The organism is Streptomyces ossamyceticus (assembly GCF_001418475.1).
In the GTDB taxonomy this organism is placed as follows: Bacteria; Actinomycetota; Actinomycetes; order Streptomycetales; family Streptomycetaceae; genus Streptomyces; species Streptomyces ossamyceticus.
This window is the reverse complement of sequence record NZ_LIQX01000278.1, coordinates 1-8,873: the sequence shown is the minus strand read 5'-3', so window position 1 is coordinate 8,873 and position 8,873 is coordinate 1. Positions and strand designations below refer to the sequence as shown.

At 72.2% G+C, this 8,873-nt stretch carries 10 protein-coding genes; 2 read left to right on the top strand and 8 right to left on the bottom strand.

The window, feature by feature from the left end; all coding sequences use genetic code 11:
- The 3 genes from AOK15_RS21530 to AOK15_RS21520 form a co-directional block, all read right to left on the bottom strand.
- A partial coding sequence (locus tag AOK15_RS21530; RefSeq protein ID WP_063799024.1) for a GNAT family N-acetyltransferase occupies window positions 1-442 on the bottom strand: 442 nt, incomplete at its 3' end.
- 44 nt (window positions 443-486) lie between these two features.
- Window positions 487-2,262: a serine/threonine-protein kinase gene (locus tag AOK15_RS21525; RefSeq protein ID WP_055519355.1), complete on the bottom strand. Its 1,776-nt coding sequence runs from the start codon at window positions 2,260-2,262 to the stop codon at window positions 487-489.
- A 158-nt stretch (window positions 2,263-2,420) separates the two neighbouring features.
- On the bottom strand, window positions 2,421-3,266 hold the full coding sequence (locus AOK15_RS21520) for a menaquinone biosynthetic enzyme MqnA/MqnD family protein (RefSeq protein ID WP_055519352.1): 846 nt from the start codon (window positions 3,264-3,266) through the stop codon (window positions 2,421-2,423).
- Between the two features lie 321 nt (window positions 3,267-3,587).
- Between AOK15_RS21520 and AOK15_RS21515 the strand changes: the two genes are divergently transcribed.
- On the top strand, window positions 3,588-3,791 hold the full coding sequence (locus AOK15_RS21515) for a cold-shock protein (protein WP_003992177.1): 204 nt from the start codon (window positions 3,588-3,590) through the stop codon (window positions 3,789-3,791).
- A 103-nt stretch (window positions 3,792-3,894) separates the two neighbouring features.
- Here the strand turns inward: AOK15_RS21515 and AOK15_RS21510 are convergent, their stop codons facing one another.
- Entirely contained in the window at window positions 3,895-4,437 is a 543-nt protein-coding gene (locus tag AOK15_RS21510; RefSeq protein ID WP_055519350.1) for a helix-turn-helix domain-containing protein, read from the bottom strand.
- A gap of 122 nt (window positions 4,438-4,559) precedes the next feature.
- Here AOK15_RS21510 and AOK15_RS21505 point away from each other — a divergent pair, with 122 nt between their 5' ends.
- Entirely contained in the window at window positions 4,560-4,880 is a 321-nt protein-coding gene (locus AOK15_RS21505) for an AzlD domain-containing protein (protein ID WP_185093614.1), read from the top strand.
- On the opposite strand, the gene AOK15_RS21500 is transcribed toward AOK15_RS21505, so the two are convergent.
- The 4 genes from AOK15_RS21500 to AOK15_RS21485 are packed head-to-tail and all read right to left on the bottom strand — an operon-like array spanning window position 4,874 to window position 8,774.
- Window positions 4,874-7,021, bottom strand: a complete 2,148-nt coding sequence (locus AOK15_RS21500) for a CHAT domain-containing protein (protein WP_055519348.1) — start codon at window positions 7,019-7,021, stop codon at window positions 4,874-4,876. The two genes, AOK15_RS21505 and AOK15_RS21500, sit on opposite strands and share 7 nt — an antisense overlap.
- Before the next feature lies 1 nt (window position 7,022).
- Complete coding sequence (locus AOK15_RS21495) at window positions 7,023-7,385, bottom strand: CU044_2847 family protein (RefSeq protein ID WP_055519345.1); 363 nt, start codon at window positions 7,383-7,385, stop codon at window positions 7,023-7,025.
- Between the two features lie 13 nt (window positions 7,386-7,398).
- Entirely contained in the window at window positions 7,399-8,163 is a 765-nt protein-coding gene (locus AOK15_RS21490; RefSeq protein WP_055519343.1) for a hypothetical protein, read from the bottom strand.
- A gap of 56 nt (window positions 8,164-8,219) precedes the next feature.
- A complete protein-coding gene (locus AOK15_RS21485; RefSeq protein WP_055519340.1) occupies window positions 8,220-8,774 on the bottom strand; it encodes a hypothetical protein in 555 nt (184 codons plus the stop codon).
- Window positions 8,775-8,873 lie beyond the last annotated feature (99 nt).

Here is an 8,873-nt window from a genome sequence, read left to right as displayed (position 1 = left end):
CGGCCGCGGCGTCGGACTCGACCACGTCGAGCACCGGGTGCAGGCCGCGGGCCCGTGCCTCCTCCGTGGCCCGCGCCACCAGCAGGGCGCCGATCCCGTGGCCCCGGGCGGCCGGGGCCACGAACAGCCGGTTGACCACGGCGGTCGTCTCGGCGCCCACCCCGGTGCGGGCGGCCCAGAGGCCGGGCGCCGCGTCCGTGGCGTCGGCGCGGGACAGGCCGATGTGGCCGACGACGTGGCCGTCGCGTTCCGCCACCCACGCGGCGACGAGCGGGGCCGGGGTCAGCCAGGTGTGCGGGTGCTCGGGCCAGTTCACGGGATAGCTGTCCCGCTCGTGGACCGCCGCCAGGACCCGCGTACAGGCGTCGAGGTCGTGATCGGTCCTGGCCCGGACGGTCGGCTGGTGAACCTGGGGCGCGGCGGGGGCACTGTCGCTGATCACCACGGCATCGGACCACGGCCCCACGCCCGCGACCAGTGAATTTCCTACTTCAGCTTCTTCAGCCGGGCCGTCGGGTCGCCGGCGTCCGCGTTGTCCGCCGCGTACTGGAGCGCGTCGCCGTCGAGGGTGAGGGTGACGACGTGGGTGTTGCTGGTGCAGGTACCGGGGTTGTTCTCGGTGTCGGCGATGCTGGTGGCGAGGACGTGTGCGTCCGTCACCTCCTTGAGGACCAGCTTGTCGTCGCAGGCGCCGCCCAGGGGGTCGACCGAGCGGAAGGTGCCGAGGTCCTTTCCGACGGCGGCCTGCTTCAGGGTGACCCGGAAGGTGCCGGCGGGCAGCTTGCCGCCCAGGGCGTAGCCATCGCCCTCCCATGTGCCGAGGTACTTCGCCGGTACGTCGCCCTTCGTGTCGCCCGGCACCTCGGAGGAACTCGCGCTCGCCGTCGGTGCGGGGCCCGCGCTGTCGCTGTTGCCGTCGTCCTCGCTCTCCAGCATCCCGAAGACGAACACCGACCCCACGCTCACCGCCGCGAAGGCCCCCGCCACGGCCAGCGCGATCGAGCAGCTGACTCTCCGGCCGCGCCCGCCGGCCTCGGTCGTCGAGGCGGCGGCCACGCTCAGGGAGATCTTGCCGGGCGCGGCCGGCGGCGGCACGGTGTCCGCCACCGCGGCGTCGGCGCGTGCGCCGGGCACATACGTGGCGGGACCGGAGCGCGCGGGCAGCGCCGACGGCATGGACGGGGCGGACAGCGCTGACGGCATCGACGGCATCGACGGCGACATGACGGGCGGCGGCCCGAACGTCCCGCTCACCCCGCTCACCCCACTCGCCCCGAAGCCCGGCGCGGCGTCCGTCGGCGTCGGCGTGCCCGGCTCCCCCACCGAAGGGCTGCTGAACCCCACCGGCCCGGAAGGGCCCGGTTCCGTCGCGTCCAGGTTGAGGAGCTGGACGGCGCTGCGGCCGACCTGTTCGACGAGGGGGCCGGGGAGCCAGCCGGCGGTGACCAGGCGGGCGGCGCCGTCGTCGAACAGGTCTCGGGCGACCTCGTCGGGGGCGGGCCGGGCGCCCGGTTCCTTCGCGAGGCAGCGCCCGACCAGGTCGCGCAGGTCGCCCCGGAGACCGTCCAGCCGGGGCGGCTCGTGGACGACCTTGTAGAGGAGCGCGGCGGAGGAGTCGCCGGGGAAGGGGGACTCGCCGGTCGCGGCGTAGGCGAGGACCGCGCCGAGGGAGAAGACGTCCGCGGCGCCGGTGACGCCGTGGCCGAGGATCTGCTCGGGGGACATGTAGCCGGGGGAGCCGATGGAGACGCCGGTCGAGGTGAGGGAGGCCGTGCCGTCGGTGGCGCGGGCGATACCGAAGTCGATGAGGAGCGGGCCGTCCACGGTGAGCAGCACGTTGGAGGGCTTCACGTCGCGGTGGACCAGGCCCAGCGCGTGGACGGCGGAGAGGGCCTCCGCGAGGCCGGCGCCCAGCACCCGGACGGTGTGCTCGGGCAGCGGGCCGCCGTCCGCGACGGCCGCCGAGAGGGAGGGCCCGGCCGCGTACCCGGTCGCCACCCAGGGGACGGATGCCTCCGGGTCGGCGTCGAGGACGGGCGCGGTCCAGGCGCCGCCGACCCGCCGGGCGGCCTCCACCTCGCGGCGGAAGCGGGCACGGAACTCCTCGTCCAGCGCGAAGTGCGGGTGCACGACCTTCACGGCGACGGTACGGCCGCCGGCGCTGCGCCCGAGGTAGACCCGGCCCATTCCGCCGGAACCGAGCCGGCCGAGCAGCCGGTAGGGACCCACGACCGTGGGTTCGCCGACGTCGAGCGGCTGCATCGCCCCCACCCCTCCCCCGTGCGTCCACTCCAGGACTCCCCAGCAGCGTAGTGCCGTACGCCCGGAGGGGAATGCGAACGCCGACCGCCAGTCCCACAGAACCCGGAATTCGTCAAACGAATTTCCGGCGACGGCCCGGTGGCCGACGGAGGAAATACTCAGGAAAGGAGATCCACCTTCACATCCGCCGGAAATCCCGTCGTGGGCCCGACCCGGCGCGCGAACTCGGCGACCGCCCGCAACTGCGGGTCGCCGAAGCGGAAGTCGAGGGTGGTGAAGTAACGCTCCAGGACCCGCTCGTCGAAGGCCTCCCAGCGGGCGGCCTGCTCCGCGACCTTGGCGACCTCGACCAGGGACAGGTCGCGGGAGGCCAGGAAGGCCTCGTGGACCTGCCGGGTGACCTCAGGGTTCCGCTCCAGGTAGTCCCGGCGCGCCGCCCACACCGCGAAGACGAACGGCAGCCCCGTCCACTCCTTCCACATGGCGCCCAGGTCGTGCACCTCAAGGCCGTAGGTGGGGCCGTCGAGCAGGTTGGCCCGCAGCGCCGCGTCGCCGATCAGTACGGCCGCCTCCGCCTCCTGCATCATCAGCGACAGGTCGGGCGGGCAGGTGTAGTACGACGGCCGCACGCCGACGTTCTCGGCCAGCAGCAGCTGGGCGAGGCGTACGGAGGTGCGCGAGGTGGAGCCGAGGGCGACGCGGGCGCCGTCCAGGCGGTCGAGGGGGACCTGCGAGACGATGACGCAGGACATCACCGGGCCGTCGCAGCCGACCGCGATGTCGGGGAAGGCGACCAGGTCGTCGGCGTTGCGGAGGAACTCGACGAGGGTGATGGGGCCGATGTCGAGGTCTCCGCGCACCAGCTGCTCGCTGAGCTTCTCCGGGGTGTCCTTGGTCAGCTCGAAGTCGAGCAGCGTGCCCGTTCTCGCGAGCCCCCAGTACAGGGGCAGGCAGTTCAGGAACTGGATGTGGCCTACGCGCGGCCTGGTGCGAGAATTGTCCACATCGCGAGACTAGACCTCATGAGGTACGGTCCGGGGTCCGGGGTCCGAGCGGTGGGCACGAGGCGATCGAGGGACGGTCGTCAATCCGGCGCAACGATCACTCAAACATCCGGGTGACGTGATCTTGACCTCTATTGCTTTCGGCTGCCCGCGTGCTAGGCTCGCCGCAAGTTGCAGTTTGGTTTCCCTTGCAGTACAGAGCCTGCGGAGCATGTAACCGCGGGCTCTAGTCGTTTTCAGACGTATGCAGTTGTGCGGCATCTTGTTTTCACACTTGCAGGGTTCTGGAGCAGGGCAACCCTTTGGGCCCAAGGAGGGCTTATGGCTACCGGAACCGTGAAGTGGTTCAACGCCGAAAAGGGCTTTGGCTTCATCGCCCAGGAAGGCGGCGGCCCCGACGTCTTCGTCCACTACTCCGCCATCAACGCGAGCGGCTTCCGTTCGCTGGAGGAGAACCAGCAGGTCTCCTTCGACGTGACGCAGGGCCCGAAGGGTCCGCAGGCGGAGAACGTCACCCCCGTCTGATCTGAGGGATGCCCCCTCTGACGACGTCTGAGAGCAGTACCCAAGGAGCCCCTCGCCTTTCGGCGCAGGGGCTCCTGCCTTTGTCGGCCTTTCCGCACCACCCCTAGAGGTGCTGCATCACCAGCACGAACGACGTTCCCGGCGCCAGCGCCTCGTACGAGTGCGGGACATCGCCCCGGAACGCCATGTAGTCGCCCGGCCCCAGCACCACCTCCTCGCCCCTCGGGCCCGCCTTGACCCGGCCCGTGCTCACCGTGAGGTGTTCGACCGTCCCCGGGATGTGCGGCTCCGACTCCCGCACCGAACCCGGTTCCAGCCGGGTGCGGTAGATGTCGCGGCGTGCGCCGGGCGGGCTCGCGGAGAGCAGGACCGCCGTGTAGCTGGAGTGCTCGGAGTGGACCGTGGGCCCCTCCCCCGCCCGGATGACCTGCACCGCCGGCGCGGGCGGCTCGATCAGCGCGCTGAACGGCACCCCGAGCGCCACGCCCAGCGCCCACAGCGTCTCCATGCTCGGGTTGCCGCTCGCCGCCTCCAGCTGGGACAGCGTGGACTTGGCGATTCCGGCGCGTTTGGCCAGCTCGGAGAGGGAGAGGCCGGCACGTGTGCGCTCCCTGCGGAGGGAGGCGGCGATCCAGTCGAGCGGCAGGCGCTGCTCGGGGCGGTGGTGGCGCTGGCGGCCACACCGCTGACCCCCACGGGCGTCCCCGTCCTCCTCGCGCTGGCGGGCGTGCTCGCCTGGCGGCCCTCGGCACGGCGGGAGGCGGCGGCATGAGCGGCGGGGTCGTCGTCGCGATGCTCGTCCTGGCGGCGGGGACGTACGCGCTCCGGCTCACCGGGCCGCTGCTGCACGGACGGGTCGAGGTCCCCGCGCGGGTCCGGGAGCTGCTGGCCGCCGCGGCCGTGGTGCTGCTGGTGGCCCTGCTCGCCACGGGCGCCCTCACAGAGTCGGGCGGCTTCGCCGGCTGGGCCCGGCCCGCCGGGGTGCTGGTGGGCGGCGTACTGGCGTGGCGGAGGGCACCGTTCGCGGTGGTGGTGCTGGGGGCGGCGGTGACGGCGGGGGTGCTGCGGGCCGTGGGGCTCGATCAGTAGGCGGAGGGTGAGGGGAGCGGGGTCAGTTTGATCGTCTTGTCCTCGCTGCCGCTGGCCAACCAACGGTTGTCCGGGCTGAAGGCGACGCCGAAGACGTGGTGGCCGTGCTGGATGCGGACGACCCGTTCGCCCTGGGTGGCGTCCCAGACGGCTGCCGAGCGGTCCGAGGTGCTCGCGGTGGCGATCCAGCGGCCGTCGGGGCTGAAGGCGATGTCCTTCAGCGCTCCGCCGTGCCGGACCAAAAGCAGTTGGTGGCCGCCGCGTACGTCCCAGACGCGGGCGGCACCCTCGTCGTCGCAGGTCGCCAGGCGCAGACCGTCACCGGCGAAGGCCACCGCCTTGGTGGCGTGCGGGTGGCGCAGTCGCAGCAGCAGGTCCCCACCCGCGCTCCACACGCGGACGGAGCGGTCCGCCGACGTGGTCGCGAGGAACTGCCCGTCGGGGCTGAAGACGACGTCACTGACCACGCTGTCGTGCCGGATCCGCAGGAGCGGGTCCCCGCTGGCGGCGTCCCACAGACGGACCGTACGGTCGGCCGAGGCGGTGGCGAGACGGTGACCGTCCGGGCTGAAGGCGACCCCGAACACCATGTGGTCATGGCGGACGGTGAGCAGGGGGTCGCCATTGGCGGCGGACCACACCCGCGCCGTGTCGGCGCCTCCGGTGGCCAGCCGCCGCCCGTCGTGGCTGAACTCCACGGCGAAGACGGGGGTGAGCCAGGCCGCGGCCGGCTGCTCCCAGATGCGGTTGCCCGTCTGCACGTCCCAGACCCTCACCCACTTCCGTGACCCGGAGGCCAGTTTTCTGCCGTCCCGGTGGAAGGCGAGGGAGTGGACCCATTGGCCGGTGTTCAGGACCCTGGGCGTCATGCCGTGCGGGCCGGGATGCGGACCGGGCCCGTAGTCCGTGCGATGCGGCGGGCCCGGCGTCCCGGCCGTGGGCGGGCCCGGCGTCCCGGCCGTGGGCGGAACCGGCGTCCCGGCCGTGGGCGGATCCGGCGTCCCGGCCGTGGGCGGGTCCGGCGGTTTCGGGGGGACGTTGCGCGAGGGGCCGGTGAGATCGAACAGCTGGGCGTCACCGCCCCTGAGGTACAGCACCGGCGTGGCCCACTCCAGGCTGTCGTCCTTGCCCGCGATCAGGGCGACCCGGCCCACCCGTACCGCCTCGTCGACGGACCGTCCGGCGGCGAGCGCCTCGTAGAAGGCGGCGGAGAAGCGCGTGGCCGCCTTGTCGGTGACGGCGAACTGCATGGCGACGACGGCGGGGACCGTACGTACCAGGACGGCCGCCGTGCTGGAGAACAGGTCGTGGGAGTTGCCCATGCCGCTCTGGCAGCTGTTCAGCATGACCAGCTGCGGCCGGGGCTGGGCCACGCTGATCAGCGCGGCGAGCGCGCTCGCGTGGAGCAGGTGCTGGCGGCCGTCCGCGTCGGCCAGGGCGACCATGCCCTCCTGGCGCTGCGGGTCGTAGCTGCCGTGACCGATGAAGTGCAGGATGTGGCAGCCGCGGAGCAACTGCCGGGAGAGGTCGTCGACCGTCTGCCCCTGGACCCAGTCGAGCTGGAGCAGTCCTCGGTCGCCGAGCGGTCTGAGCGCCACCTCCAGGGCGGCCCGTTCGCTGTCGACGTCCAGCCGCGCGAGGGTCCCCGGCAGTGCGGTCATACCGAGGACCCGCAAGGGCGCCTCGGCGCGCATCGGCCGCACCACCTCGGGCATGTCCACGTACCGGACGACCGGCTCACGCATGCTGAGATAGCCGCCCAGCTTCTGGCAGTACAGCAACTCCCACGGCAGTGAGGCCAGTTCGGGTGCCCTGACGCGCAGCACCAGCCGCAGGGCCCGGTCGTCGGCGTCGGCGCGCTGACGGCTCGACAGGAACAGCCCGTGCAGCAGGTCCCCGAAGACCGTGTCGAACAGGTGCTCCCCCACGTCGCGGGCCGGCCGCTCCAGGCCGTGGGCGATCGCACGGGGGATCGCCGACGAGGCCAGTACGGCGGCCTGAAGGTTCCCCAGCTGGGAGTTGATGCGGTCGGCGTCCAGAGTGACGCGCGTGCTGGCCTCGCCCGCCGGGGAGGTCACGGCCACCTCGTACTGTCCGTCCCGGCCGCTGATCTCCAGGACGTAGTCGCTGATCACGCTCATCTCAGCCCGCTTCACGGCCAGCCGCGCCGGCCGCGTGCCAGGTGAGGCTGATCTGGAGATGTGCGGAACCGCCCGCGGTGATGATGGTGCCCGCCTTCGCGGCCAGCGCCACGCCGAAGTCCACGGTGACCGTGTCCGGGCGCAGACGCAGCCCGTCGAGTTGCGTGACCACGCCCTCGGCGACCGTACGGATCGTGTCGAGGGACGCCTCGAAGGTCCGCTCGATCCGCTCGGCGGCGGCTTCCGGGCCGAGTCCCCGGGTCACCACGCCGGGGTAGCCGACGGCGGTCGGGGGGTACGGCTCGTCGACCCGCTGGACGGTGACGAATCCACCTGCGGCCAGGGGCAGTTGCAGTGAGTCCATGCCGTGCGTTCCCTCATGCTTCCGTGCTGTTGTTGGGGCCTGCCACGGACCACCACCGGAAGAGCTGGTCGTAGTCCTCCGGGTCGGCGACGGCCGAGACGATGACCGCCAGCGGTTTGTGGGTCCACATCAGGTGCACCCGGCCGTCCTCCCCCGTGAAGCACACGACCTTGCCGGTCGGTGTGCCGCCCACCGAGTAGGTGCCCTCGCCGTTGAGGTCGGAGTACGACTCGCAGGAGTCGCCGGTGAACGTGTGGTCCTCGACGGCCGCCTGGAACCAGCCGTCCATGCTGGGGGCGTCCGCGAACTGGAAGTACGACGCGCTCGTCGGAACACCGTCCGGTTGGCACTCCACGTACGCCGTGAGGGCTTCCGTGTAGGACGCGGTGCCCGGCGCGCAGTCGCTCCGGATGCTCTTCGGGATGTGCCCCATGAGAGTCTCCGCCTCCTCGCTCCCCGGCTCGTCGGGCGGTGGCGCATCGGGATCCGGGACGGGGTTCGGTTCCGGCGGCGGAGTCGTGCTCGGCGACGGTCCGGGGGCGGTGGTGGTCGGCCCCGAAGGCGGCTTGACCACGGGGCCCTTGGTTCCGCCCTCCGTCGCCAGGAGCACCACGCTCGTGACCATCAGCCCCGCCCCGAGCAGCACCGTCACGGTGCGCAGGAGCGGGTTCATCGGCGGGAAGGAGATCTCCCGGATCGAGAAGCCGCTACCGAGAAGGGCGGCCAGCAGCAGGACGCCGCCGAAGACGAGAAGGAGGACCTTGATGGAGGTCGGCATGGCGTGCCCCCGCTTTCTGCCCCGCCCCCCTACGGTCCGGGACCTTGCCGAAGTGCTCAGGCATCGCGGGCCAGCGTCTCCAGTACGCGGCGGGTCGTGGCGACCGGTCCGAGGTCGGGTTCGAGGCCCCTCTCCTCAAGGAGGGCCGTCAGCGATGCCTGGACGACTTCGGCCCCCTCGGGCGCGACGCGTTCGGACACCTCCAGCCAATCGAGAGCGCCGCTGCCCCTGCCGTAGCCGTTTCCACTCCCATAACCGCGCAAACTACCGTACTTCAGTACGACTGCATGATGATCTATGCGTACGTCGCGCCAACTGACCGTACGGACCGGCCCCAGAAGGGTCAGCGCGTCCAGATCGGCCCGCACGTCCGCGCAGTCGGCCAGAAAGGCCTGCTGGCGCGCGGAGAAGACGGAACTCAACGAGGCGGCACCGGATGCCGCCGCTTCCACCGCCGTACGGTCGCAGTCCGAGACGAGGGTGGCGGACAGGACCCGGCGGTCGCCGGACCAGGTGTCCGCGAGGCGGAAGGAGTCCGGTCCCTGCTCACGGAAGCGCAGCCAGCGCTCCGAGAGCCGGGACCGGCGACAGGGCCGCAATTCCGCGGTCACGGCCCCGACCCGCCCGCTCCACGGCGCCAGGTCATCTGCCGCTTCTGGATGCGGGGTTGATCCTGCGCCTACGGGCGGGGAGCGGGCGGGTCGGGGCCG

What these genes read in the sequence shown, in the direction of transcription:
- AOK15_RS21525 (WP_055519355.1), bottom strand. Translation starts at nt 2,262, where the DNA reads ATGCAGCCGCTCGACGTCGGCGAACCCACGGTCGTGGGTCCCTACCGG.
- AOK15_RS21515 (WP_003992177.1), top strand. Translation starts at nt 3,588, where the DNA reads ATGGCTACCGGAACCGTGAAGTGGTTCAACGCCGAAAAGGGCTTTGGC.
- AOK15_RS21505 (WP_185093614.1), top strand. Translation starts at nt 4,560, where the DNA reads ATGAGCGGCGGGGTCGTCGTCGCGATGCTCGTCCTGGCGGCGGGGACG.
- AOK15_RS21500 (WP_055519348.1), bottom strand. Translation starts at nt 7,021, where the DNA reads ATGAGCGTGATCAGCGACTACGTCCTGGAGATCAGCGGCCGGGACGGA.
- AOK15_RS21495 (WP_055519345.1), bottom strand. Translation starts at nt 7,385, where the DNA reads ATGGACTCACTGCAACTGCCCCTGGCCGCAGGTGGATTCGTCACCGTC.
- AOK15_RS21490 (WP_055519343.1), bottom strand. Translation starts at nt 8,163, where the DNA reads ATGCCGACCTCCATCAAGGTCCTCCTTCTCGTCTTCGGCGGCGTCCTG.